Annotated in this window: 20 protein-coding genes and 2 pseudogenes; 14 read left to right on the top strand and 8 right to left on the bottom strand. The window is 71.0% G+C overall.

Annotation, left to right across the window (positions count from 1 at the left end):
- The first annotated feature begins 22 nt into the window (after window positions 1-22).
- Window positions 23-2,215: a PrsW family intramembrane metalloprotease gene (locus tag FHX37_RS14635; RefSeq protein ID WP_141924423.1), complete on the top strand. Its 2,193-nt coding sequence runs from the start codon at window positions 23-25 to the stop codon at window positions 2,213-2,215.
- Window positions 2,216-2,228: 13 nt separating this feature from the next.
- Here the strand turns inward: FHX37_RS14635 and FHX37_RS14630 are convergent.
- Window positions 2,229-2,515 (bottom strand): annotated as a pseudogene (locus FHX37_RS14630) (RNHCP domain-containing protein).
- 359 nt (window positions 2,516-2,874) lie between these two features.
- Here FHX37_RS14630 and alr point away from each other — a divergent pair.
- The 5 genes from alr (at window position 2,875) to tsaD (ending at window position 6,851) form a co-directional block, all read left to right on the top strand.
- Window positions 2,875-4,002 (top strand): alanine racemase, encoded by a 1,128-nt coding sequence (alr, locus tag FHX37_RS14625; protein WP_141924422.1) that lies wholly within the window; start codon window positions 2,875-2,877, stop codon window positions 4,000-4,002.
- A 105-nt stretch (window positions 4,003-4,107) separates the two neighbouring features.
- The gene (gene tsaE / locus FHX37_RS14620; protein ID WP_141924421.1) at window positions 4,108-4,599 is read left to right on the top strand and encodes a tRNA (adenosine(37)-N6)-threonylcarbamoyltransferase complex ATPase subunit type 1 TsaE; all 492 of its coding nucleotides are present in this window, start codon (window positions 4,108-4,110) and stop codon (window positions 4,597-4,599) included.
- Between the two features lie 11 nt (window positions 4,600-4,610).
- Window positions 4,611-5,276: a tRNA (adenosine(37)-N6)-threonylcarbamoyltransferase complex dimerization subunit type 1 TsaB gene (gene tsaB / locus FHX37_RS14615; protein WP_141924420.1), complete on the top strand. Its 666-nt coding sequence runs from the start codon at window positions 4,611-4,613 to the stop codon at window positions 5,274-5,276.
- A 32-nt stretch (window positions 5,277-5,308) separates the two neighbouring features.
- Window positions 5,309-5,818 carry a ribosomal protein S18-alanine N-acetyltransferase gene (rimI, locus tag FHX37_RS14610; RefSeq protein WP_141925272.1) on the top strand — a complete coding sequence of 170 codons (510 nt, stop codon included), beginning with the start codon at window positions 5,309-5,311 and terminating at the stop codon, window positions 5,816-5,818.
- Entirely contained in the window at window positions 5,808-6,851 is a 1,044-nt protein-coding gene (gene tsaD, locus FHX37_RS14605; RefSeq protein ID WP_141924419.1) for a tRNA (adenosine(37)-N6)-threonylcarbamoyltransferase complex transferase subunit TsaD, read from the top strand. The genes rimI and tsaD overlap by 11 nt, the downstream gene beginning before the upstream one ends.
- Before the next feature lie 127 nt (window positions 6,852-6,978).
- On the opposite strand, the gene FHX37_RS14600 is transcribed toward tsaD, so the two are convergent.
- Both FHX37_RS14600 and FHX37_RS14595 read right to left on the bottom strand, forming a co-directional pair.
- On the bottom strand, window positions 6,979-9,165 hold the full coding sequence (locus FHX37_RS14600) for an apolipoprotein A-IV repeat region-like domain-containing protein (RefSeq protein ID WP_141924418.1): 2,187 nt from the start codon (window positions 9,163-9,165) through the stop codon (window positions 6,979-6,981).
- Between the two features lie 373 nt (window positions 9,166-9,538).
- Window positions 9,539-10,780: a class I SAM-dependent methyltransferase gene (locus FHX37_RS14595; RefSeq protein ID WP_141924417.1), complete on the bottom strand. Its 1,242-nt coding sequence runs from the start codon at window positions 10,778-10,780 to the stop codon at window positions 9,539-9,541.
- A gap of 194 nt (window positions 10,781-10,974) precedes the next feature.
- Between FHX37_RS14595 and groES the strand changes: the two genes are divergently transcribed.
- The 4 genes from groES to guaB all read left to right on the top strand — a co-directional run bounded on the left by groES (window position 10,975) and on the right by guaB (window position 15,415).
- A complete protein-coding gene (groES, locus tag FHX37_RS14590; RefSeq protein ID WP_141924416.1) occupies window positions 10,975-11,283 on the top strand; it encodes a co-chaperone GroES in 309 nt (102 codons plus the stop codon).
- 106 nt (window positions 11,284-11,389) lie between these two features.
- Complete coding sequence (gene groL / locus FHX37_RS14585) at window positions 11,390-12,997, top strand: chaperonin GroEL (RefSeq protein ID WP_141924415.1); 1,608 nt, start codon at window positions 11,390-11,392, stop codon at window positions 12,995-12,997.
- 176 nt (window positions 12,998-13,173) lie between these two features.
- Entirely contained in the window at window positions 13,174-13,806 is a 633-nt protein-coding gene (gene shbA / locus FHX37_RS14580; protein WP_141924414.1) for an RNA polymerase sigma factor ShbA, read from the top strand.
- A gap of 121 nt (window positions 13,807-13,927) precedes the next feature.
- A complete protein-coding gene (gene guaB, locus FHX37_RS14575; protein WP_141924413.1) occupies window positions 13,928-15,415 on the top strand; it encodes an IMP dehydrogenase in 1,488 nt (495 codons plus the stop codon).
- 170 nt (window positions 15,416-15,585) lie between these two features.
- Here the strand turns inward: guaB and FHX37_RS23905 are convergent, their stop codons facing one another.
- Together FHX37_RS23905 and FHX37_RS14570 are read right to left on the bottom strand one after the other, a co-directional pair.
- The gene (locus FHX37_RS23905; protein ID WP_281288301.1) at window positions 15,586-15,720 is read right to left on the bottom strand and encodes a hypothetical protein; all 135 of its coding nucleotides are present in this window, start codon (window positions 15,718-15,720) and stop codon (window positions 15,586-15,588) included.
- A gap of 11 nt (window positions 15,721-15,731) precedes the next feature.
- The gene (locus FHX37_RS14570) at window positions 15,732-15,935 is read right to left on the bottom strand and encodes a ribbon-helix-helix domain-containing protein (protein WP_211351837.1); all 204 of its coding nucleotides are present in this window, start codon (window positions 15,933-15,935) and stop codon (window positions 15,732-15,734) included.
- A 67-nt stretch (window positions 15,936-16,002) separates the two neighbouring features.
- Between FHX37_RS14570 and FHX37_RS22915 the strand changes: the two genes are divergently transcribed.
- Both FHX37_RS22915 and FHX37_RS23645 read left to right on the top strand, forming a co-directional pair.
- A complete protein-coding gene (locus FHX37_RS22915) occupies window positions 16,003-16,143 on the top strand; it encodes a hypothetical protein (RefSeq protein WP_170181591.1) in 141 nt (46 codons plus the stop codon).
- Window positions 16,144-16,281: 138 nt separating this feature from the next.
- Window positions 16,282-16,437, top strand: a pseudogene (locus tag FHX37_RS23645) (DUF397 domain-containing protein); the annotation flags it as partial.
- A 56-nt stretch (window positions 16,438-16,493) separates the two neighbouring features.
- On the opposite strand, the gene FHX37_RS14560 reads toward FHX37_RS23645, so the two are convergent.
- Window positions 16,494-17,162, bottom strand: a complete 669-nt coding sequence (locus FHX37_RS14560; RefSeq protein WP_141924412.1) for a hypothetical protein — start codon at window positions 17,160-17,162, stop codon at window positions 16,494-16,496.
- Window positions 17,163-17,413: 251 nt separating this feature from the next.
- Here FHX37_RS14560 and FHX37_RS14555 point away from each other — a divergent pair, with 251 nt between their 5' ends.
- Both FHX37_RS14555 and FHX37_RS14550 read left to right on the top strand, forming a co-directional pair.
- Complete coding sequence (locus FHX37_RS14555) at window positions 17,414-18,529, top strand: GuaB3 family IMP dehydrogenase-related protein (protein WP_141924411.1); 1,116 nt, start codon at window positions 17,414-17,416, stop codon at window positions 18,527-18,529.
- A 159-nt stretch (window positions 18,530-18,688) separates the two neighbouring features.
- A complete protein-coding gene (locus tag FHX37_RS14550) occupies window positions 18,689-20,410 on the top strand; it encodes a glycerol-3-phosphate dehydrogenase/oxidase (RefSeq protein ID WP_141924410.1) in 1,722 nt (573 codons plus the stop codon).
- Between the two features lie 100 nt (window positions 20,411-20,510).
- Here the strand turns inward: FHX37_RS14550 and FHX37_RS14545 are convergent, their stop codons facing one another.
- Both FHX37_RS14545 and FHX37_RS14540 read right to left on the bottom strand, forming a co-directional pair.
- Window positions 20,511-21,077, bottom strand: coding sequence for an HDIG domain-containing metalloprotein (locus tag FHX37_RS14545; protein WP_141924409.1), 567 nt, complete (start codon window positions 21,075-21,077; stop codon window positions 20,511-20,513).
- 178 nt (window positions 21,078-21,255) lie between these two features.
- Window positions 21,256-22,992, bottom strand: coding sequence for a stealth family protein (locus tag FHX37_RS14540; RefSeq protein ID WP_246062295.1), 1,737 nt, complete (start codon window positions 22,990-22,992; stop codon window positions 21,256-21,258).
- Window positions 22,993-23,397 lie beyond the last annotated feature (405 nt).

Raw genomic sequence — 23,397 nt, 5'->3', positions numbered from 1 at the left:
CGGGCACGGTTGAAGGGGTCTTATGGACGAACAGGCCATGCTCACCCGGGACCTCGTGCTGCGCATCTGCGCGAGTCCCACCGAATTCGACCACGACTGGCTCCGGCAGGATCGCAGGATCACCGCCCCGTTCACCGCCGAACGGGACAACGCCCTCCTGGAGACGATCGTCGCCGCCAGCCGCACCATGGGCGTGGACCGCCTGCTGATGTGCCGCACCAGGGGAGAGTTCTCCTACGAGCCGGTGACACTGGTTCCGGCCACCGTCCCCGGCATCGTCGACGTCATCCGCGACTGGGGCTCCGAACCCACCGACGTCCTCGTCGCGGTCGAGGACCTCTCCGCCGCCGTGCTGGTGACCGCATCCCCCCTCACCGTCGCCGCCGGCCCCGACGACTTCGTCCGCGCGTTCGTGGGGGACGACATTCCGCGGGCGCGCGCCGGTTTCGCCACCGAGGCGCGGGAGAGCCACGACCAGGAACTCATCCGCGCCGCGCAACGCTACAACTGCATCGAGGCCGGGGCGCGCCACGCGCGCGGCAACCGCGGCCCCGGCCCGGACCTGGCCGAACGCGTCGCCAACCGGGCCCGGACCGTGCGGGAGAACGCCGGCGCCGCCGTCAACGCCGCGCGGGCCCTGCGCGGGGCGTGGGGATGGGCCATGGCCGCGGTGCTGCTGCTGTCCCTGACCTTCGTTCCGGGGCTTCCCACCGCCGTTCCGGTCGTCACCGGCATGCTGTGGCTGCTGCTGCAGCTCGCCTGGCTGGCGCGGTCGCGCACCGTCAGCGTCGCGACCCTGCTGCGGGTGCTGGCACTGGGCGCGCTCACGCTGTGGCCGCTGGCGCTGGCCGAGCAGGCGGCCGCCCGTGCCGTGGGAGCGGACGTGGGAGGGTGGCTCACCGCCACCTACGTCGCGGTCCCGGTGGAGGAGGTGGGCAAGTTCGCGCCGCTGCTGCTGTGCAAGGTGGTGGCGCGCCGCCGCTGCAGGCGCTTCGCCGCCGTGGACTACCTGCTGCTCGCCGCCGCCTCCGGCGCGGGTTTCCACCTGGCCGAACAGGGGGTGCGGGCCGCCGCCGGCGCCGGTTTCTACCCCGTCGCCGCCCACCTCGGCGTGTTCACGCTGCTGCCCGGCTGGGTCGACCTTCCCGCCGACGGGATCCGGTTCTCCGGGCACGCCGTGACCACCGGCCTCGTCGGAGCGGCGCTGGGGTTGGCGATCGTGGGGCGCCGCTACTACGGGGCGTGGCTGTGGCTGCTTCCGGCCGCGGCGGTGTGGGTCGCCTCGCTCGAACACCTCATGTTCAACGCGGCCCGCAGCGGTGTGGAGCCCACCGCCGCCACCGCCGCCCTCGCGGCCGTGGTCGGCAACGGCGCGGCGACCCGCTGGCTGCTGCTGGCGCTGCTGGCCGCGGCGGTCCTGCTGGACTACCGGTTGGCGCGTTTCTCCGCCGACACCACCCCGCCGCTTCCGGGCCGCGCGCCACTGGCGCGGTTGCGGAGCCGGGCGCGCGGCCGCGCCGTTCGGATCGCGGTGCGGGTCCCCGGGGACATCGCGCCCGTGTTCCGCCGTGCCGCCCTGGTGTGGGCGCGGTTCCCGGTGACGCTGGCCACCGCCCTGTCGGCGGTCCTGCACGAGGCGGCGGTGATGCTGGCCTCGGCCCGGCAGGGACCGGAGACGCTCGCCACCGCCTGGCGGTTCCTGCGGCACCGCCGCGCGCACGCGATGGGTGCCGCCCGGGCGCAGGAGAGGCCCTGGCGCGCGTTCCCCACCCGGGACGACCTCAGCGCGACCAGGGAACGGTTGGAGACCGCGCTGCGCTGCGCTCCCGCCGCGACCGCCGCGGCGGTCGCGGCGGCCGGGGCGGTGGCCGCCCTCACTCTTCCCGCGGCGAGCGCGCTTCCGGACGGCGCGGGCGACGGGGGAGTCGCGGTGGCCGCCGTCACGGTGCAGGAGGCCGGGCAGTGGCTCCGGGCGTTGCCCGCCCACGAGCGGCTGTGGGCGGCAGCCGCGGCGTTCGCCCTGGTGAACCTGGTCACGGTCGGGGTGGGCGTGCCGCACACCCACCCCGCGCTGCGCAACGTGCTGCGTCACCCGGGCAGCAGCCTCAGCACGATCCTGGGGGCCGCCGCTCCGGGCCAGCTCGGCTACGTCGCCGTGCCCCTGCTGGGCGGACTGCTTCCCGCAGGGGTGGTGCGGCTGCTGCGCCCCCGGTGAGGGGAGTTGTTCCTCACAGCCGCACCAGGTGCTCCAACGGGAACGGGGGACGTGCCAGCGGCCGCACCGCCAGCCGCAACAGCGCCAGCGGAGTGTCGTCACCGGCGGTGCGGTTGCCGTTCAACCGGCCGCATCCGGTGCAGCGGTGGATCAGGGCCCACTCGCCGTCCCCGCGCACGGACACGGACGGGAGCGGCACTCCGCCTTGCGGTCGCCGGGTGCGCCGTCGTCGACGTGCCTGCTCCACAGGCACACGGGACAGTGGTTGCGGTGCGCCGTCCCCGGTGCGCTGGCCGCCACGTCCGTGCGGCAGTTGAGGCAGCGGAACGACGCGGTACGGGAACGCTGTCGGTTCTGGGACACAGTGGTACTCCAGACGGGAACTCGGGTGGTGACGGGTGTCTCCGTCCTCCGAGCGCGCCCGGCGCCCCGTGCGGGAGTCGTGTCCCGCGCCGCCGGCCGTCGGGGGTCAGGCCGGCGGCGCGTCCCCGGCACGGGAGATGCGGGGCGCACTCGGAGCAGTCCGGTTCGTCGGCACGGGGCCACCTCTCTTCGTTCCACGACACCGCGGTCCGCCCGACAGTCGACCACCGCGGTACGGGCGGCGCAACCCGATTTCTCCGTACCGGTGACCGCGCACCCGTGCCAGACTGGACAGCATGCCGCCTACGTTCGCCGAAGCCCGCGTCGACCTGGGCGCGATCCGGGACAACATCGCGACCCTCCAGCGCACAGCACCCCGTTCGGCCGTCATGGGAGTGGTCAAGGCCGACGGTTACGGACACGGAATGCTTCCCGCCGCCCGGGCGATGCTGGCCGGCGGGGCGACGTGGCTGGGAACGGCGTTCGTGGAGGAGGCGCTCGAACTGCGCGACGCCGGCGTCGCCGCGCCGGCGGTCGCCTGGATCCTCCCGCCGGGCGCGCCCCTGGCCGACGCGGTCGCCGCCGGGATCGACCTCGGGGTGAGCACCCCCTCCCTCGTCACCGAGGCCGCCGCCGCGGGACGGGCGGCGGGGCGGCCCGCACGGGTGCACCTGAAGGCCGACACCGGTCTGAGCCGCGGCGGTGTCGTCGCCGAGCACTGGCCCGCCACCGTGGAGGCGGCGGCGCGCGCCGAGCAGGCGGGCGAACTGCGGGTGACCGGTGTCTTCTCCCATTTCGCCTGCGCGGACGAACCCGGCCACCCGTCCATCGCCGTCCAGCAGGAGGCGTTCGACACGGCGCTGCGGGCCGCCCGCGAGGCCGGGCTGCGGCCCGAGGTGCGTCACCTGGCGAACTCCGCGGCGACCCTGACCCTGCCGGATACCCACTTCGACCTGGTGCGGGCGGGTATCGCCGCCTACGGCCTGAGCCCCATCCCGGACCTCGCGGACACCGGCCTGCGCCCGGCCATGACGCTGCGCTGCGCCATCGCCCTGGAGAAGCGCGTACCGCCCGGCAGCGGGGTGTCCTACGGTCACCGTTACACCACCGACCGGGAGACGACGCTGGCCCTCGTCCCGCTCGGCTACGCCGACGGGGTGCCGCGCGCCGCCTCCAACGCCGCACCGGTGCTGGTCGCCGGGAAGCGGCGCACCATCTCCGGGACGGTGTGCATGGACCAGTTCGTCGTGGACCTCGGGGACGACGCCACGAACGGCCACGGCGAGTACGCCGTGCTGTTCGGCCCCGGTGACAGCGGCGAGCCCACCGCCCACGACTGGGCGAGCGTCCTGTCCACGATCCCCTACGAGGTGGTCACCCGCGTCGGCCCGCGGGTGCCGCGCGTCCACGTCGGCGTCTGCTGACGCCCATCCCGCGGGCCGCACGGGCGCTGCCGCCGCGGCCCTACCCTGGGAGGGAGCCCCGCGACGGGAACGGGGACCACCGGAACAGAGCACCACGGTGAGCCAATGTCTGACACCACAGCAGCGACCGCCGCGCACACCACCACTGTCACCGCGGCGAGTGACGCCGCCATGCGGGAACTCGGGCGGAGCCTGGCCGGCCGGTTGCGCGCCGGCGACCTGCTGATCCTCTCCGGCCCGCTGGGAGCGGGGAAGACCACCCTCACCCAGGGGATCGCCGAGGGGCTGGGGGTGCGCGGTCCGATCACCTCGCCCACCTTCGTACTGACGCGTGTCCACCCCTCCCGCAGCGGCGGACCCGACCTGGTGCACGCGGACGCCTACCGGTTGGCCGACGCCGCGGAGCTCGACGACATCGACCTGGACTCGAGCCTGGACGACACGGTCACCGTCGTGGAGTGGGGCTCGGGCCTCGCGGAGGAGCTGTCCGAGCGGCGGCTGGAGGTCGACATCGAACGCCACCCCGACGAGACCCGGATCGTGCGGTTCACCGGCCACGGCGACCGGTGGTCCGGCGCGCTCCCCGACACCGAATAAGCTGGTTGGCCGTGCTGCTTCTGGCTTTCGACACCGCTACCCCCGCCGTGACCGCAGCGGTATGCGCGGACGACGGGAAGAACGTCAACGTGCGCGCGAGCGCCTCCTCGGTGGACGCCCGCCGCCACGGTGAGCTGCTGACCCCGACCATCCGGCGGGTCCTCGACGAGGCGGGCGCCTCCCCGGGCGACCTCACCCACGTCGCCGTCGGTATCGGGCCCGGCCCCTACACCGGGCTGCGTGTGGGGTTGGCCACCGCCCAGGCGCTCGCCGGTTCCCTCGGTATCCCGTGCCACGGGGTTCCCACCCTGGACGCGGTCGCGTTCGCCTCCGGGCGGCGGGAACCGTTCATCGCGGTCAGCGACGCCCGCCGCAAGGAGGTGTTCTGGGCGCACTACGCCAACGCGGCCACCCGCACGGGCGAGATCGCCGTCGACCGTCCCGCCGACGTCGCCACCGGCGGCCTCCCGGTAGTGGGCCACGGCGCGTGGCTCCACGCCGACGTGTTCGGCGTGTCCGCCGAGGACGCCGAGCCGCTGTACCCCTCGGCCGCCGCCCTGGGCGAGGTCGCGCTCGGCCGGCTGAATGCCGGGGAGGAGCTTCCCGCCGCACGGCCGCTCTACCTCCGCAGACCCGACGCCGCCCAGCCGGGCTCCCCCAAGAAGGTGCGACAGTGACGGACGCCACCCCCGACTACGAACTGCGCCGGATGGCCGACGAGGACGTCGCCGCGGTGATGGAGCTGGAACGCGCCGTGTTCCACGGCGAGGCCTGGACCGAGGGGATGCTGCGCTCGGAGGTGGCCGAGCCCACCCGCTACTACATCGTGGCCGTCCAACCGGACCCGGGCGAGCGCATGGTCCTTCCGGGACGTCCGGGCAACCCGGAACGCGGCGAGATCCTCGGCTACGCCGGGCTGCGCATGGTCCCGCCGGAGGGCGACGTGCAGACGATCGCGGTGTCGTCCGCCCAGTGGGGCCGGGGGATCGGTGCCGCCCTGCTGACCGGGCTGCTCGACCGGGCCCGCCAGGAGGAACTGACCGAGGTCTTCCTGGAGGTGCGCTCGGACAACCCCCGGGCGCAGGAACTCTACCGGCGGTTCGGTTTCACCGAGATCGGGACGCGACGCAACTACTACCGGGACGCGGACGCGATCGTGATGCGCCGTACCGCACCGGAACAGGAACGACCCTCCGAGGGGAGTCACCATGGCCAGTAACGACGGTCACCCGCTGGTTCTGGGTATCGAGACCTCCTGCGACGAGACCGGTGTCGGTCTCGTGCGCGGGTGCGAGCTTCTCAGCGACGAGGTCGCCTCCAGCGTCGAGCAGCACGCCCGGTTCGGCGGGGTCGTGCCGGAGGTGGCCAGCCGCGCCCACCTCGAGGCGATGTCACCCACCGTGGAGCGGGCGCTGGACAGCGCGGGCGCGCGCCTCGAGGACGTGGACGCGATCGCCGTCACCGCCGGCCCCGGGCTGGCGGGAGCGCTGCTGGTGGGCGTGTCGGCGGCGAAGGCCTACGCGTTGGCGCTGGACAAACCGCTCTACGGCGTGAACCACCTGCTCGGGCACGTGGCGGTCGACCAGCTGGAGCACGGCCCCCTGCCCACCCCCTGCGTCGCGCTGCTGGTCTCCGGCGGGCACACCTCGCTGCTGCTGGTGCGGGACGTCGCCACGGACGTGCGGCTGCTCGGCGACACGGTGGACGACGCCGCCGGCGAGGCCTACGACAAGGTGGCGCGGCTGCTGGGGCTGCCGTACCCGGGCGGTCCGCCGATCGACCGCGCTGCCCGGGAGGGCGACCCGCTGGCGCTCCGGTTCCCGCGCGGCAAGCTGGGGGACGGCAGCTACGACTTCTCGTTCTCCGGTCTGAAGACCGCGGTGGCGCGGCAGGTGGAGGACGGGCAGAGCAACGGCCTCCAGCCGTCCGTGCCCGACATCGCGGGGGCGTTCCAGGAGTCCGTGGTGGACGTGCTCACCCGCAAGGCCGTGGACGCGTGCGTGGAGTACGGCGTGGGGCACCTGGTGATCAGCGGGGGTGTGGCGGCGAACTCGCGGCTGCGCGACCTCGCGGGCCAGCGCTGCGCCGAGACCGGGGTGGAGCTGCGGATTCCCCGGCCGCGGCTGTGCACCGACAACGGGGCGATGATCGCCGCGCTCGGGGCCGACATCGTCGCGGCCGGTTTCCCCCCGTCACCGCTGGATCTGGCCACCGACACCTCCCTGCCGGTGGAACGGCCGCTGGCGGGATGATCCGCACCGCCCGCGCGGCGTGCACCGGCCGGCGCACGGGTCCCGCCGGCGGGGGGTGACACGCGAGGGGGCCGACCGCGCGGGCCGGCCCCTGCCGTGAGCGTCGGAAGCGACGAGTCGGGTTCCTCTACTCGTCGTCGTCCTCGTCCTCGTCGTCCTTGCGGCGCTTCTTCTTCCGGTCGCCCGGCCGCAGCAGCGCCTCGGCGAGGGCGAGCATGGTCTCCTCCAGCGACGCCAGGCGCTTGGTGATGTCGTCGTGCGACGTCTCCACCGTGTCGCTGACCGTCTCCTCGAACTCGTGCCGGTCGGGCCGGGACTGCAGCTCACGCATCAGCGGTTCGAGGGAGTCCACCAGCCGCTGGTCGATCGCGGCGAGCTTGTCGGAGTGGTCGACCTGCGGGCGCTCCGCAAGTTCGGTGAGCCGGCGGTGCAGCTCGCTGACCTCCATGTTCGCGGGGAGCTGGCTGAGGCGCTGGTTGAGCGCCTCCAGCCGGTCGTCGACCGCCTCCAGCCGGCCGTCCACACCGGTGATGTGGCCGTTGACCCCTTCGAACTGGCCCTCGACGCCGTTGACCCGGCCCTCGATGCCTTCCAGGCGCCCGTTGATGCCGTCGAGTCGTCCGTCGACACCGTCGACCTTGCCCTCCACACCTTCGAAGCTGCCGTCGAAGTGTCCCTCGAAGGTGTCGAACCGTTCGCTCAGCCGGCCGAGTTTGTGCTCGAAGTCGCCGCTGAGGCTGGTGAAGTGCTGGTCGACCTTCTCGGTGATCCCCTTGCCGTGCTGGTCGACCTTCTCCGTGAGGTCCTTCTCGTGCTGGTCGAGCCGTTCGTGCACCGAGCTCCGGTGCTCCTCGAACAGTCCGGTGACGACGGTGTGCTGCTCGTCGGTCCTGGTGTTGAGCGTGTTGACGCTCTCCTCCACCGACCCGCGCAGCTCCTCGAGGGCCGCGGTGGTCGCGGCGAGGTCCTCCTCGGCCTTGGCGCGCAGGCTCTGGGTGTTCTCCTCCAGCTTGGCGGCCAGGTGTTCGCGGTGCTGGTCGTCGCGGTCCCGCACGTCGGCGCGGTGCAGTTCCAGCTGCTCGTTGAGCTCGGTGAGCCGGTCCTGCAGCTGGCCGCGCAGTTCCCCGAGTTTCTCCTCGGTGGTCTCGGTGAGCTTGCCGACGGCGTTGTTCGCGTCGGCGACCGCGGCCGTGGCCTCCGCGTGGTTCTCCTCGGCCTGCGTGCTGAGGCGGCTGACCCCCTCGGAGACCTTGGACGCCACCGCCTCGTGCTGCTCGTCGGCCTTGGCCGCGAGGGCGTTGTTGACCTCGTCGAGTTTGTTGGTGAGGGCGGTGTGGGTCTCGTTGGTGGTGGTGCGGAGGTTTTCTTCGGTGGTGTCGAGTTTGTTGGTGACGGTGGTGTGTTGGTCCTGGAGGGTTGTCGCGAGGGTGTCGTGGCGTTCGTTGACGGTGGCCGCCAGGGCCTCTTTGCCGTCGCTGACGGCCTGCTCCAGCGCCGCCCGGTTCTCGTCGAGTTTGTTGGTGAGGGCGGTGTGGGTCTCGTTGGTGGTGGTGCGGAGGTTTTCTTCGGTGGTGTCGAGTTTGTTGGTGACGGTGGTGTGTTGGTCCTGGAGGGTTGTCGCGAGGGTGTCGTGGCGTTCGTTGACGGTGGCCGCCAGGGCTTCCTTGCCGTCGCTGACGGCCTGCTCCAGCGCTTCCCGGCCCTCGGAGATCGTCGTGGTCAACGTCTCGTGGTGGGAGTCCAGACGCTCGGTGGTGGTGCTCAGGGAGCTCTCCAGCGCCTCGGCGCGGGAGGTGAGCGAGGCCATCGCCTCGTCGAGCCGCGCGAACCGCTCCTGCACGTTGGAAGCGAGCTCCTCCACGCGGGTGGTCAGCGCCTCGATCTGGCTCTCGGTCCGCTCGCCCGCGTCGGCGACCGTCTGCAGCCGGGAGAGCGTGGTCTCCAGGTTCCCGGCGATGCCGTGGATGTCCTCCCGCATCGACGGGATCTCGCTGAGGGGCTTGACCCGCTCACCGACCGACTCGATGTGCTCCGCCAGCGTCTCGGCCCACTCCGGCGGGCGCGAGGCGAGCTCGTCCACACGGGTCTGGATCGTCGCGACCGATTCGGACAGCGCCGCGAACTCACGCTCGCGGAACTCGCGCAGCAGCCACTCCATGCCCTCGAGCCGCTGGCGCATCTCCTCGCTGACCGCCCCCTGCGTTTTCTGCTCGGAGGCCTGGTCCTGCGCGGCTCGGGACAGGAGATCCCGCATTCGGTCGGAGATCCCGGTCTGGCCTCCTCCGTTGAGGAAGTCCTGGTTGGTCTGTTCCACCGAGGTGCTCCTTTTGGTCTGACGCCCATCCGGTTTCGGCCGCGGATGGATGGTGTTCTCGACGGATCCCGGCGGGCTCCGGGAGCGCACCGGCGCGGGCGCCACAGGCGGGAGCTGTTCCCTGGCGTTCCGTGATGGTGCAGCGACGACGTATGGCGAACACTCCACTTGTTGTCGACCGCCCGGTGGTTCCGTCGGACAAACCCGCGATGAGAGGGGAAGGATTCAGCGGGGCCAGTTTAACGACACAGGCCCTGGCTGCCTGGGCCAAGTGCCAAAGATCCGGGATTTTCGCAGCCGCCCGCGTGAGTCACGTTAGTACGCCGCCGGGGCGCGGTCACGCCCGCGGCGGCCGGTGACCCCGGACACGTCGTCACCGGGCGGAGGCGGCGTCTTTGCAGAGCAGGCACACCGGGCGGTCGTCGATCCTGGTGAGGACCACAACGGCGGAGTTCGGCCCGGAGGGTTTGAGGTCGCGGCGGAGCTTGTCCACGTCCACGGCCGAACCGCGTTTCTTAATCGTTACCGTCCCGACCCTCCGCTCCCGCAGCACGGCCCGGAGCCGTTTGGCCGAGAACGGCAGTACGTCGGTGACCTCGTAGGCCCGGCAGAACGGGGTGGCCACGAGCCGGTCGGCGGTGATGTAGGCGATGTGCGGGTCCAGCAGGGCTCCGTCGACCTCGCGGGCGGCGGCCGCCACGAGGTGCGCGCGCACCACCGCGCCGTCGGGTTCGTACAGGTAGCGTCCGGGCGCGGCCACGGGCGCGGAGTCCTCCTCGGCCGCGCTGGTGAGTGTCGCGGGCTCCGCGGAGCCCTCCCGCAGCAGTGTGGCCCGGCGCCCGGAACCACCCAGGGCGCCGAACCACAGGGCCGCCTCCTTCACCTCCCCGTTGACCGAGACCCACTCCGCGTGGGCCCCCTCGGGGACGCGTTCGTGCGGTATCCCGGGGGCGGCCTTCACACAGGCGGCGCGCGCGCCGCGGGCGAGCCCGAGCACGGTCGACCACGGCGGCGAGTAGGCGTCGGGGTCGAACACCCGGCCCCGTTGGCCCCGGCGGGCCGGGTCGCAGAACACGGCGTCGTAGGCGCCCGCGTCGAGCGCCTCCGCGTCGGCCACGCGTGCCGTGGCGCGTTGGCCCACGCCCCACGCGTCGATGTTGGCGTTGGCGACGGCCACGGTGTGCGGGTCGCTGTCGACGCCCTCCACCGCCAGTCCCGCACGCGCCATGCTGAGCGTGTCGGCGCCGATGCCGCAGCACACGTCCGCGACGAGCGAACCCGGTGCCAGGGCGGAGGCGAACCTCCCGGCCCGGTGCCGGGCCACGGTCAGGCGGGTGGCCTGCTCCAACCCGTCGGTGGTGAAGTACATCGCCTCGGCCTCATCGCCGAACTTCGCGCGTGCCCGGTCCCGCAGCCGGATCTGGGTCAGCGCCGCCGCGGCCACGTCGTCGGCGCCGTCGTCGCCGGCGGCCGCGCGCGCGTGGGGATCGCGGCGCAGTCGGGTCGCCGCAGCCAGGGGATCGGCCGCGGCGTCCGCGGCGCTCACCGCGCCGAGTAGCCGCTGCCCATCCGGGGTGCGCAGGGCCTGCAGTGCCGCTGATGGGTCGCTCGTCACCGGGTTGCTCTCCTGTTATCCGCTGTTTGACGAGCCGTGTGGGCCCGACTAATGTTCCATACTGGCACTCGCCAAGGTAGAGTGCTAATCGCGACGAGGCCGGTCTGGCACCCGCGACGGCAGGCCGCCGTGGTCGCCCCATTTAGCTAGCGTGCCGTTTCGGATCATTGACCATGGAGGGGGAGGTCACAACCGTGTCGACCGCCACCAAGACCGTACTCAAGCCCCTTGACGACCGCGTCGTTGTCAAGACGCTCGAGGCCGAGGAGACCACCGCGTCCGGCCTCGTCATCCCGGACACCGCGAAGGAGAAGCCGCAGGAGGGCGAGGTTCTGGCCGTGGGGCCGGGCCGCCTGGACGACAGCGGCAACCGCACCCCGCTGGACGTCAAGGTCGGTGACATCGTCCTGTACAGCAAGTACGGCGGCACCGAGGTCAAGTACGACAACGAGGACTACCTCGTGCTCTCCGCCCGCGACCTGCTGGCGGTCGTCGAGAAGTAGCGCCGACCGCGCTTCCCGGCGTCATTGACATGACCTCCCGCCCCGGCCGGCGCGACGCCGGGCGGGGCGGTTTTTGATTCCCACGTACTTGCGAGGACTCGTAACTATGCCGAAGATCCTGGAATTCGAGGACGAGGCCCGCCGCGCCCTCGAGCGGGGTGTGGACCACCTCGCCGACTCCGTCAAGGTGACCCTGGGCCCCAGCGGCCGCAACGTCGTGATCGACAAGCAGTACGGCGCACCCACCATCACCAACGACGGCGTGACCGTCGCGCGTGAGATCGAGCTGGAGGACTCCTACGAGGACCTCGGCGCTCAGCTCGTCAAGGAGGTCGCCACCAAGACCAACGACGCCGCCGGCGACGGCACCACCACCGCCACCGTTCTCGCTCAGGCGCTGGTGCACCAGGGCCTGCGCAGCGTGGCGGCCGGCGCCTCCCCGATGTCGCTGAAGAGCGGCATCGACGCCGCCGCGCGCGCCGTCTCCGAGACGCTGGTGAACAACGCCCGCTCCGTGGAGGAGCGCGGTGACATCGCCTACGTGGCCACCAACTCCGCTCAGGACGAGCAGATCGGTGACATGATCGCCGAGGCCTTCGACAAGGTCGGCAAGGACGGCGTCATCACCGTGGAGGAGTCGCCCACGTTCGGGCTGGACCTCGACTTCACCGAGGGGATGCAGTTCGACAAGGGCTACGTCTCGCCCTACTTCGTGACCGACAACGAGCGCCAGGAAGTGGTGCTCGAGGACGCGAACATCCTGATCAACCAGGGCAAGATCTCCAACCTGAACGAGCTGCTCCCGCTGCTGGAGAAGGCCGCCCAGAGCAAGAAGCCGCTGCTGATCATCGCCGAGGACATCGAGGGTGACGCCCTGGCGGCGCTCGTGCTGAACAAGATCCGTGGCCAGCTCAACGTCGCCGCGGTGAAGGCGCCCGGCTTCGGCGAGCGCCGCAAGGCGATGCTGCAGGACATCGCCACCCTCACCGGCGGCCAGGTCATCGCCGAGGAGGTCGGCCTCACCCTGGAGAACGCCGACCTCGACGTGCTGGGCAACGCCCGCCGCATCACGGTCACCAAGGACGACACCACGATCGTGGACGGCTCGGGCAACCAGGCCGACGTGGACGACCGGGTCCGCCAGATCAAGAAGGAGATCGAGGCCAGCGACTCCGACTGGGACCGGGAGAAGCTGCAGGAGCGGCTCGCCAAGCTCGCCGGCGGCGTCTCCGTCCTGCGCGTGGGTGCCGCCACCGAGGTCGAGCTCAAGGAGAAGAAGCACCGTCTGGAGGACGCGATCTCGGCCACCCGCGCCGCGATCGAGGAGGGCATCATCTCCGGCGGCGGTGCCTCCCTGGTGCACGCCGCCTCCGCGCTCGACGGGATCGACCTGGAGGGCGACGAGGCCACCGGCGCGGCCATCGTGCGCCGCGCGCTGCAGGAGCCGGCCCGCTGGATCGCGGAGAACACCGGCGCCGAGGGCTACGTCGTCACGCACAAGATCGCCGAGCTCGGCAAGGGCCAGGGCTACAACGCCGCCACCGGCGAGTACGCCGACCTGATGAGCCAGGGCATCATCGACCCGGTCAAGGTCAGCCGTTCCGCGGTGGAGAACGCCGCGTCCATCGCCGGCATGCTGCTCACCACCGAGGCGCTGGTCGTGGACAAGCCGGAAGAGGAGGAGTCCGAGTCCGGTCACGGACACGGCCACTGATACCTCCGGCGCGGCAGCGCGGCACAGCGCCCGCCGAGCCGTGAGCTCCTACCATGTGTGTCCCGGGAACACTCCCGGGGCACACGTGTGTGTTTCCGCCCTTACAGTGAAATGTGACCATTCTGTAGCCTCTGACTGTGCCGGGTGAGTCCACTGTGCGGGGCACCATTCCAGATGTGACCGATCGACGCGCCGCGCGGGACGGCCGCGCCAAACGAACGCCCACCCGGCGCGAAACGAACGACACGGAACTCAACCGCCTGACCTCGCGTGCGCTCCGGGGCGAGCACGGTGCGGTGGACTCCCTCATCCGGGAGGTCCGCCCCATGGTCCTCAACTACTGCAGGGCACGCCTGGCACGCGTCTCCGGCGCCACCCACCACTCCGACGACGTCGCCCAGGAAGTGTGCATCGCGCTGCTCACCGCGCTGCCGCGCTACCAGGACATGGGGCGCCCGTTCGCGACGTTCGTCTACGGCATCGCCTCACACAAGGTCGCCGACGCGCTACGCAAGACCTCCCGCGCCGACCTCCCCACCGACACCGTCCCCGACCACCCCGACGAACGGCCCGGCCCGGAGGAGGCCACGGTCCGCGCCCTCGACTCCCAACACGCGCGCGACCTGCTGGACGAACTCCCCGACCAGCAGCGGCGGCTGCTGGTGCTGCGGGTGATCGCGGGACTCACAGCAGACGAGACCGGCCACGCCCTGGGCATGTCCGCCGGGGCGGTGCGGGTCGCCCAGCACCGCGCCCTCACCCGGCTGCGCCACCTGGCGGCGAGCGGTCCCCTCGACCGGCTCGGCTGACCGGCGCCGGCGGGTGGCCGTGCCCACACGCCTCCGGCGGTCACGACCTCGGGATTGGGCACCGCACCCCTCCACTGGCGTCCTAGGATGAGACTACAGGCGCGAGTGGTTGGAGATGCTGATGACGCAGCTGTTCACTGGGGAGGGCGGCAAGGTGCTGCCGCCGGGGCTCACCTACGACGACGTTCTGCTGGTGCCGTCCTATTCGGACCTGCAGCCGGGCGAAGCCGACACCGGAACGCGCCTCTCGCGCAATATCGAGCTGCGTATCCCGTTGTTGTCGGCCGCGATGGACACGGTGACCGAGGCCCGGATGGCCGTGGCCATGGCCCGCCAGGGCGGCGCCGGAGTACTGCACCGCAACATGACCACCGAGGAGCAGGCGGACCAGGTCGACCTGGTGAAACGCTCCGAGGCGGGCATGGTGACCGACCCGGTCACCTGCCGCCCGGACGACAGCCTGGCCGACGTGGAGGAGATCAGCGGCCACTACCGCATCTCCGGCGCACCGGTGACCGACGCCGAGGGGCGTCTGGTGGGAATGGTCACCAACCGCGACATGCGGTTCGAGGAGGACCGCAGCCGCGAGGTCCGCGACGTCATGACACCGATGCCGCTGGTGACCGCACCGGTCGGCGTCGAGAGGGACGAGGCCTACCGGCTGCTGCGCGAGAACAAGGTGGAGAAGCTGCCGCTGGTGGACGAACGCGGCCGGCTGCGCGGGCTGATCACCGTCAAGGACTTCATCAAACGCGAACAGTTCCCGGACGCCACCAAGGACGCCGACGGCCGCCTCATCGTCGGCGCCGCCGTCGGGGTGGGGCCCGAGGGGGAGCAGCGTGCCCGGGCCCTGGTGGAGGCGGGCGTGGACTTCCTGACGGTGGACACCGCCCACGGAGACTCGCGCGGTGTCGCCGACATGGTCGCCAAGCTCAAGGCCAACTCCCGTGTGGACGTGGTCGCCGGCAACATCGCCACCCGCGGCGGCGCCCAGACGCTGATCGACGCCGGCGCCGACGGGGTCAAGGTCGGTGTCGGGCCGGGCTCCATCTGCACCACCCGGGTCGTCGCCGGTGTGGGGGCGCCGCAGGTCACCGCCGTGATGGAGAGCGCCAAGGCGGCCGGGCCGGCGGGGGTGCCGCTGATCGCCGACGGCGGTCTGCAGTACTCCGGTGACATCGCCAAGGCCCTCGTCTCCGGCGCGAGCACCGTGATGGTGGGCAGCCTGCTCGCCGGTGTGGAGGAGAGCCCGGGCGAGCTCATCTTCATCAACGGCAAGCAGTACAAGACCTACCGGGGCATGGGCTCGCTGGGGGCGATGCGGGGCCGCTCCTTCTCCAAGGACCGCTACTCCCAGGCCGAGGTGACCACCGAGGACAAGCTCATCCCGGAGGGTGTCGAGGGCAAGGTTCCCTACCGGGGGCCGCTGCACGCGGTGTCGCACCAGCTCACCGGTGGGCTGCGGCAGTCCATGTGGTACGCCGGAACCCGCACCGTCGCCGATCTGCGCGAGCACGGCCAGCTCATGCAGATCACCTCCGCCGGGTTGAAGGAGAGCCACCCGCACGACATCCAGATGGCGGTGGAGGCCCCCAACTACCAGGGGTGAGACGTGGTCCTTGGCGGCCGTGTGCCGTCGGGCGCGCCGTCTCCGGGAGATAAGGGGCGCGCCCGGCACTTAGCGTGGCCGGTGTGCTGGGGAAGGTGAGACCGCCGATGAGCTGGACCGGCTCCCCTGTGGTTGCGGGCCAGGGAGTGGAGCACAGCCGCGGCCTTCTCCTACAGGCGGGTGTCGGCACGTTTACCGAAGACCGTTGCCTGTGGTCGAGCCAGTGCCGAGGCGAGTAACCCGTGGTTGCGGATGACGGTCTCGCCTCCGAACGTCCGTTCGGCGGCGTGGATAAACCCGGGCATGATCAGATAAATCACTGGCCGAGCCGTTCCAGCGCCTCGGCGTAGCGCGGGAGTTCCTCATCGAGGATCTGGTCGAGCAGTTCAGTCCTACTGCGGTTCTCCGCGTACTCGCGGATCGCCTCTCTGGCGACGTCCTGCAGCGAACGGTTCTCGCGTTCGGCGAGACTGCGCAGGGCGGCCGCTTCGGAGTCGGAAAGGCGGGGCGCTATCGGCATACCTTGATGGTGCCACTCCAAGGGAATCCGGATAAAAGAGGCGCGTTCGAGAGTAACGCTGTGCTCGATGGGGGAGATGCGTGGCCGGTCGTCCTCCAAGGACCGTTATTCCCAGGCCGAGGTGACCACCGAGGACAAGCTCATCCTGGAGGGCGTGGAGGGGGAAATTTCCTATGCAGAGAGCGCACTGGGGAGAACTCTCCGATGATCTCCAAGAAGTTGAGGTCCTCGGTACGGTCTTCGCATCTACCGAACGTGGGGCGTTGTCACCACAGGAGTCGACTGGGATGATTCGAGCTTTTCCGGAAGGACTCTGAAGATGAGCTTTGAATAGCATCAATCCAGCTACTCGGGGCCGGATGGCGGAAACTGCCTTGAGGTTGCGGAGCAGCCTCGGCGTGTGTGGATGCGGGACACCCAGCATCGGAAGGGCGACCGGGTGTCGGTTCCCGCCCGGGAGTGGAACGTGTTCCTGGCCAGCGTGCGTCGCGGTGAGCTGTGAGGCCGGTGCCGGCTCCCTCCTCTGAGGACGGGGCGCCGGTAGCCGGGAAGGCGCGGCTATCCGAACGCGTCGAGGAGTAGTTGGCTCAGGGCCACGATCCACCCCGCCGCGCCGAAGACCATGCTGGCCAGCGCGATCCTCCGGGACACCGTCGAGTCCCGTTGGGCCTGGTGGGCTTGGTCCCGCTGCTCCTGGGCCGCCTCCGCCTGGACACGGAGATGCTCGTGCAGGCTCCTGGAGATGTCGTGGAGCAGCTCCAGATGGTGGTCGTTGCTGGGCTCGGTCCTGTAGCTCTCCAGACTGCGCGTGAGATCCCGCCGCGCCTGGGACGCGTTCTCGCCGTAGGGGCGCTGCCGGCCGCGGGCCCTGACGGTTTCCGGATCCCGCACCGAGTCCCAGAGTCTCCTGAGAGGGCCGGGCCGGCGCCGGGGAGGCGGTGCGGGAACGCCCTGCGGGGGAGGACCCGGAGCGGGAGCGCCCTGCGGCGGAGCACCCAGGGCGGGCGCTCCGGCGGCCGGTGTTCCTCCGCTCGTCCCCTCCGGCCCGGGCGCGGGGTACGGCGGCGGTGGGACAGTACCGGCCTCTGAGGGAGAGGCCCCGTAGCCCTGGGGCAGGTAGGGACCACCGGTGGCGGAACCGTCCGCTGGCTCCCCGTACAGGTCCAGGACGTGCTCCGCGTAAGCGACCACGTCAGGGTCGGGGGTCGTGTGGGGGGTGGCGTCCATGCCTCTACCCAAACAGAGCGGGCAACGGGAACAGAAGCCCGTCGTGGACCCTCCCGGCCTCTTCCGCGCACCGCCGCCGAGTGCCCGAGCGCCTCCCGGCGGCAGGTCCTCCACTCCAGCCCGACGGCGGCCAGCGCGGGGCCCGTGCCCACCACCGGGGCGGGAACGGGGTCGTCACCCGGGTAAACTCGGCCGTCGGTGAACCGCGCCGGCAGTCCCGCCGGTGAAACACAGCAGAGGGGGTCGAAGCCTTGGCGCAGACGGAGATCGGGCTGGGCAAGAACGCACGCCGCGCCTACGAGCTCGACGACATCGGGATCGTCCCGGCCAGGCGCACCCGTGACCCGGAGGAGGTGTCCCTCACCTGGCAGATCGACGCCTACCGGTTCGACATGCCGCTGGTCGCCAGCCCCATGGACAGTGTCGCCTCGCCGCAGAGCGTCATCGCCATCGGACAGCACGGCGGGTTGGGTGTGCTCGACCTGGAGGGGCTGTGGACCCGCTACGAGGACCCCGAACCGCTCCTGGCCGAGATCGCGGAGATGGACGACGCGGCCGCGACCAAACGGCTCCAGGAGATCTACACCGCTCCCATCCAGGAGGAGCTGATCGGCCGCCGGATCGAGGAGATCCGCCAGTCCGGCATCGTCACCGCCGCCCGGCTGTCCCCCCAGCACACAGCCCGCTACCACCAGGCCGTCATCGACGCGGGCGTGGACATCTTCGTCATCCGCGGCACCACCGTCTCCGCCGAGCACGTCTCCGGGCAGGCCGAGCCGCTCAACCTCAAACAGTTCATCTACGACCTGGACGTCCCGGTCGTGGTGGGCGGCTGCGCCACCTACAGCGCCGCGCTGCACCTGATGCGCACCGGCGCGGCGGGTGTCCTCGTCGGCTTCGGCGGCGGTTCCGGCCACACCACCCGCTCCGTACTGGGGGTGTCGGTGCCGATGGCCAGCGCGATCGGGGACGTCGCCGCCGCCCGCCGCGACTACCTCGACGAGTCCGGCGGCCGCTACGTGCACGTCATCGCCGACGGCGGCATGAGCCTCAGCGGTGACATGGCCAAGGCGCTCGCCTGCGGCTCCGACGCGGTCATGGTGGGCTCGCCCCTGGCCCGCGCCAGCGAGGCGCCGGGGCGCGGCTACCACTGGGGAAGCGAGGCGCACCACTACGAGCTCCCGCGCGGGGAGCGGGTCGACGTGGGCACGGTCGGCAGCCTGGACGCGATCCTGCACGGCCCCGCCTCCACCAGCGACGGTTCGATGAACCTGATGGGGGCGCTGCGCCGCACCATGGCCACCTCCGGCTACACCGACCTCAAGGAGTTCCAGCGCGTCGAGGTGGTCGTGAACCCGCACCGCTAGGACGCGTTGTCCTCGCGCGGGGCACCGCGCCCGCCAGTCGCGACCCGTCGTCGCCGTGCCGCCCGTCGCTCCCGCGTGACGCGGGAGCGAGCGGTTAGGCTGAAGTCCCGGGCGGTGCGGGCATCCGCCCGGGAGACTCCCGTCGCAGAAGGGCACGTGATGACGGCAGCGCGGATGGGGCCGGAGGAGCGCGTCGAAGCGCTCACCTACATGGCCGGCAACGAACTCGACGTCCTGGTTGTCGGCGGCGGCATCGTCGGCGCCGGGGTGGCGCTGGACGCGGTATCCCGCGGCCTGTCCGTGGGGGTGATCGAAGTGCGGGACTTCGCCTCGGGCACCTCCAGCAAGTCCAGCAAGCTCATCCACGGCGGTCTGCGGTACCTGGAGCAGCTCGACTTCGAACTGGTCCGGGAGGCGCTGACGGAACGCGGGCTGCTGCTGCAGCGCATCGCGCCGCACCTGGTGCGGCCGGTGCCGTTCCTGTTCCCGTTCGCCAAACACTGGGAACGCGCCTACATCGGCGCCGGCGTGACCCTGTACGACATGCTGGCGATGACGATGGGCGGCGAACGCGGGCTCCCGCACCACCGCCACCTCACCCGCAGCGGAGCGACCCGCGTGTTCCCGGCGCTGCGCCGCGACGCGCTCGCCGGCGCCGTGCAGTACTGGGACGCCCAAGTGGACGACGCCCGCTACGTGACGACGGTGCTGCGCACCGCCGCCACCTACGGCGCCCGCATCGCCTCGCGGGTGCGCGCGGCCGGTTTCCTGCGCGAGGGGGAGCACGTCACCGGGGCGCGGGCCCACGATCTGGAGACCGGTGCCGAGTTCGAGATCCGCGCGAAGCAGGTGGTGAACGCCGCCGGGGTGTGGACCGACGACATCCAGGAGATGGTGGGCGGCCGGGGCCAGATCCACGTCAGTGCTTCCAAAGGCATCCACCTGGTGGTGCCGCGCGACCGCATCCAGGCGTCGTCCGGGATGATCCTGCGCACGGAGAAGAGTGTGCTGTTCGTGATCCCCTGGGGGCGGCACTGGATCATCGGCACCACCGACACCCCGTGGGACCTGGACAAGGCCCACCCCGCCGCGAGCCGCTCCGACATCGACTACGTGCTGGACCACGTCAACCGGGTACTGAAGGTGCCGCTGACCCGCGACGACGTCGAAGGGGTGTACGCGGGACTGCGGCCGCTGCTCAGCGGCGAGTCCGACGAGACGTCGAAACTCTCCCGGGAGCACACGGTCGCCCACCCGGTGCCCGGTCTGGTGCTGATCGCCGGCGGCAAGTACACCACCTACCGCGTGATGGCCAAGGACGCGGTGGACGCGGTGGCCCACGGCCTGGGCAGCAAGATCCCCGCCTCGGTCACCGACCGGGTCCCGCTGGTGGGTGCCGACGGTTACGCGGCGCTGTGGAACCAGCGCGGCCGGATCGCGAAACGGGAGGGGCTGCACGTCTCACGGGTGGCCCACCTGCTGCACCGGTACGGGTCCCTGACCGAGGAACTGCTGGCGCTGATGCGCGAACGCCCCGACCTCAAGGAACCGCTGTCGGGCGCCGACGACTACCTGCGGGCGGAGGTCGTCTACGCGGCGCGGTGCGAGGGGGCGCGCCACCTGGACGACGCGCTGTCCCAGCGCACCCGGATCTCCATCGAGACCTGGGACCGGGGCATCGCCGTGGCCGACGAGGCCGCCCGGCTGATGGCCGAACCACTCGGTTGGGACGAGGAGCAGATCCGGCGCGAGGTGGAGTACTACAGCAAGCGCATCGAGGCCGAACGCGAGGCCCAGGAGCAGGACAGCGACCAGGAGGCCGACGCCGTCCAGCAGGGCGCGGCCGACATCGTCCAGGAGGTCCGCACGGTCTCGGGGTGAGCGGACCGGTCCCTGCCGCCGGCCTGTTCTCCCGCCGGTGCCGGTGGGATCCGCGTCTCCCCGGTCCGATGCGAGCGGTCGTTCCCGGCGCCGGTGCTCGTCAGCCGTCCATGAACGGTGTCAGGTCGGGGTCGCCGTACCGCTCCCGCATCGTTTGGAACGCCGCGGCCTTGTCCGCGCCGAAGCCCCTGGCGGTAGCGGAGTAGGAATCCGCGGAGACGAGTACCGGCGGCTCCTTCTTGCTGTGGAACTTGTCCGCGTACATCACGATCTCCTCTTCCCCGGTCTCCGCGACGTAGTCCGCCTCCGGGATCGGGATCCCCTGCAGTCGGACATCGTCACGGGTCAGCCCGACACCGGTGTGGCACGAGCAGAACCGGCACAGTTCCTCGGGGAACCCCTCCTCGGCCAGGATCCGATGGCCGAGAACACCGTGGCGCAGGTAGTTGTCGTGTCCTACTCCACCGAGTCGGTAAACACCGATGTCGTGAAGCAGAGCACCGGCTCTGACCAGTTCGAGGTCCAGAGCCAGCCCTTGCCGTTCGATCAACTGCTCGGCTATGTCGCACACGATCGCGCAGTGCGAGTAGACCTTCTCGAACACCTCGGTGCTGGGCGCGTAGCGCTCGTGGAGGAGACGGATCTCCTTGTCACTCGGGATGACCATCCTCGCTACCGTAGTACGCGGGCAGAGGGGTGGGGCCGTCCGGTCCCCGTCCGCGGTCGCGGCTGGCGGGTACCGGCTTTCCGCGCTCCGCCGGGACGAGAGTATGTCGCTGTTGAGCGCCTGATCCCAGGGGGTCGGGCGGAGACAACACGCCCCGCGCGCGACCGGACCCCTCGGATCAGCGTTCGAACGTCGACGGGAACGGGAAGTAGCGCTCCAGGAACGCGTGCAGCTGGCCGGCGATCCGCTCCTGGGTCTCCTGGGGCGTGTTGACGTCGTTCAGGCAGAAGAACTCGTAGCCGCGGCTCTCCTCGATGTCGGCGATCCGCTCCCACGCGTCGGGCGCCCCGATGTCGACGTAGCGCAGCTTCTGGTTCCCGGGCACGGCACGGCCCGACAGGAGCGCGTGGTGGTGGTGCATGATCGCCGCCGGCGCGATGTCGTTCAGGGACCGGAATCTGGCGTGGAAGGTCCGCTCGAAGTCCTCGGGGAAACGCTCCTCCAGTTCACGCATCACCGACTTCACCTGGGGGTGCGGGACGTGCTTGAACTTGTGGGTGATGAACCGCCCGTGCTCTTCCTGCAGCAGGTCGCGGACGTTCTTCCCCGCGGAATTGGGGGCGGGTTCCTCCGGGTGAGGCACCCCCAGACCGAGCTGGTAGGGCGAGAACGCGACCCGCGCGATGCCGTTGGCGTGGAAGAGCCGGTCCGGCGTGACCGGGCGCCCGAGGAATATGTCGTCGTTGAGGTACACGTAGCGTTCGGACAATCCCGGGATGTGGTGCAGCCGGCTCGAGATCGCGTGGGAGTTGAACACCGGCAGCGCGTCGGCGGGGATGATGTCGCGGTGGTCCACCACGGTCACCCCGGGTGCGCTGGTGTCCAACCAGGGCGGCACCTGCCCGTCGGTGACGATGTAGACGTGCCGGACGAAGCCGCCGTACATCTGCAGCGACCGCAGGGAGTACTTCAGCTCGTCGTGGTCGGTGTAACGGGAGTCGGCGGTGGCGTGCGCCACGGTGTCGGAGGTGGACCCCCCGGAGCGGTGGGCCTGCCGTTTGGCGGCGTGTTCGGGGTCGGAGCCGTCCACCCAGGTGTACACGGCGTCGATCGGGAACGTGACCTCGTCGACGCGGGGTTGGGTGAACGGCACGAACGTGGGGTAGTCCCGCCCCTGCACGGTGCGGCTCGCCGGTTTGCGCGCGTCGGTGGCCAGCACGTCGGAGACCTGGTTGCCGCGCGGCGCGACGAGGGCGTCGCCGAGTACGTCGTCGGGCGCCTGTACGTGCAGCGCGGCGCGTTTCTCCTCCGAGATCTGGTCCCCGGAGCGCCAGAACTCCACGTCGCAGCCGAACTCGACACCGCCGAGGAGCTGCTCCTGCGGGCCGAGCAAAAGTTCTCCGAACCGGAGCGTGTTGGCGGCCTTGACCTCGTCGGGAAGGGCACCGTCGACGTAGAAGGAGACGTTGTCGAGCACGCCCTTGGGGCCGGGGACCCCCGTGTAGAGGGGGCTGGTCCGGTATAGCTCGCGCAGTGCCTCCAGCGCCGTCTTCTTGTTCCACCGCTCCACCCCGACCACGTAGCGGGTGGGGGAGTTGCCGGGAACCAGGAAGTAGGACACTTCCGCCTGGTCCAGCGCCGCGGTGACCAGGCGCAGGTTGTGCGCGGAGGCCTCATCGGCGGTGAACCGCGTAACGACGCGTCCGATGCGCTCCACACCGTCCAGGTCGAACCGGCGCAGTTCCGTGTCCCCGGCGAGGAGGTCCGTACGGCGCTGTTCGACGCGGGCCAGCCGTTTGCGCTCGGCGGCTTCTTCCCGTTCCGCGCGGCGCCGCTCCTCAAGCTCGTGGCGTTTGCTCGCGGGAAGCAGGCGCTCGCTGGCCCGTCTGATGCGGGCGGGCAGGTGTGAGGGCAACGGCTGGTTTCCTTCGTGCCGGGTGGCGACGCGTCCACCGTGGACAGCGGCGGGGCTTACGGAGCGGATGCTACGGGGGAGGGGGGTGGCTTCCAGGACGCGCGGCGAATTTAACTGATGTTTTGCCGCCGTTCAATATACCGCGTCACGACTAAATAACTTATGTGGCCGAAGTCGGCCATATATCTTTATGCGAATTTTGTTGACCTCTCTTGGCAGTCACCCGGCCCGGGTGCGACCCCCCTGGAGACCCCGCAATACCCCGCTCCTGTCGGCACTGGCGATACTGGGGCGTGAGTGCTTTATGTGATTTGAGTCATATTTGTTAACTCTCACATATCCATGTCACCTTTAGCTCGTCTTTAACCCGGACATCACGAACCGTAAAAATCCGGGTGCGGAAAG

The sequence above is a fragment of the Haloactinospora alba genome, assembly GCF_006717075.1.
Classification (GTDB): Bacteria; Actinomycetota; Actinomycetes; order Streptosporangiales; family Streptosporangiaceae; genus Haloactinospora; species Haloactinospora alba.
Note: the sequence above shows the minus strand (reverse complement) of the source record. Positions and strands in the feature narration are given on the sequence as shown.

Bases quoted from the DNA above. Each gene is read 5' to 3' on its own strand.
- groL (WP_141924415.1), top strand. From the start codon at position 11,390: ATGCCGAAGATCCTGGAATTCGAGGACGAGGCCCGCCGCGCCCTCGAG.
- guaB (WP_141924413.1), top strand. From the start codon at position 13,928: ATGACGCAGCTGTTCACTGGGGAGGGCGGCAAGGTGCTGCCGCCGGGG.
- FHX37_RS22915 (WP_170181591.1), top strand. From the start codon at position 16,003: ATGGGGGAGATGCGTGGCCGGTCGTCCTCCAAGGACCGTTATTCCCAG.
- alr (WP_141924422.1), top strand. From the start codon at position 2,875: ATGCCGCCTACGTTCGCCGAAGCCCGCGTCGACCTGGGCGCGATCCGG.
- FHX37_RS14570 (WP_211351837.1), bottom strand. From the start codon at position 15,935: ATGCCGATAGCGCCCCGCCTTTCCGACTCCGAAGCGGCCGCCCTGCGC.
- tsaE (WP_141924421.1), top strand. From the start codon at position 4,108: ATGTCTGACACCACAGCAGCGACCGCCGCGCACACCACCACTGTCACC.
- rimI (WP_141925272.1), top strand. From the start codon at position 5,309: ATGGCCGACGAGGACGTCGCCGCGGTGATGGAGCTGGAACGCGCCGTG.
- FHX37_RS14545 (WP_141924409.1), bottom strand. From the start codon at position 21,077: ATGGTCATCCCGAGTGACAAGGAGATCCGTCTCCTCCACGAGCGCTAC.
- tsaD (WP_141924419.1), top strand. From the start codon at position 5,808: ATGGCCAGTAACGACGGTCACCCGCTGGTTCTGGGTATCGAGACCTCC.
- FHX37_RS14550 (WP_141924410.1), top strand. From the start codon at position 18,689: ATGACGGCAGCGCGGATGGGGCCGGAGGAGCGCGTCGAAGCGCTCACC.
- FHX37_RS14560 (WP_141924412.1), bottom strand. From the start codon at position 17,162: ATGGACGCCACCCCCCACACGACCCCCGACCCTGACGTGGTCGCTTAC.
- FHX37_RS23905 (WP_281288301.1), bottom strand. From the start codon at position 15,720: ATGCCCGGGTTTATCCACGCCGCCGAACGGACGTTCGGAGGCGAGACC.
- FHX37_RS14635 (WP_141924423.1), top strand. From the start codon at position 23: ATGGACGAACAGGCCATGCTCACCCGGGACCTCGTGCTGCGCATCTGC.